Origin of the sequence: Mycobacterium parascrofulaceum ATCC BAA-614 (assembly GCF_000164135.1) — a bacterium.
Classification (GTDB): domain Bacteria; phylum Actinomycetota; class Actinomycetes; order Mycobacteriales; family Mycobacteriaceae; genus Mycobacterium; species Mycobacterium parascrofulaceum.
Window position 1 is genome coordinate 1 of the sequence record NZ_GG770663.1, and the last position, 638, is coordinate 638.

The window sequence follows — 638 nt, forward strand, 5'->3', positions numbered from 1 at the left end:
ATCAAACCCATCGGCTACGGCGCTGGCCGCGACGGCCAGCGCCGCCGCCTCTACGACGAGCCCATGACCCCACTGGACCGGCTGCTGGCAGCCGGGGTCCTCTCGCCAGCCCAAGAATCGGAGCTGCTTGCCTACCGCGACACCCTGAACCCCGCCGCGATCGCACGCCAGATCGCCGATCTACAAGCCGCCCTGCTCAGACTCGCCAAGAACAAGACCGAACACCTCTACCTCGCCGCCATCCCCACCGCCCTACCCGAGGTCAGATCCGGCATCCGCATCCAGAACAAGACCGCCAGTTGACCTCGTTTTCGCGGGCATTCCTTACGTGATGCATGGATCAGGTTTCGCGGGCAACTTGACGTGATGCATCACGCCCCCGACGCAGCATGTGAGAAGTTTCCTTACTGGAATCAAGATCGCCGAGGTCGGCAACGTGGGCTGACGGCGTTGCCGGATTCCGGGATTCACGTCGTGAGAACGAATCGTGGCGAGAGGACAGCTGCAGCCGGACACTCCTCGTCCGCGAATAAGCCCTGAGGCCAGGGGGAACCGCGGGAGCTTGACGGATCCGCCGTGTCCGCCGATACGGCACCGGGATGGCTTTTGTCTGCAGTGGAGCTTGCCTGTCTCGAATA

At 63.3% G+C, this 638-nt stretch carries 1 pseudogene; it reads left to right on the plus strand.

Going from position 1 to position 638, the window contains the following annotated elements:
- A pseudogene (locus HMPREF0591_RS30125) lies at window positions 1–303 on the plus strand (integrase); the annotation flags it as partial.
- Window positions 304–638 lie beyond the last annotated feature (335 nt).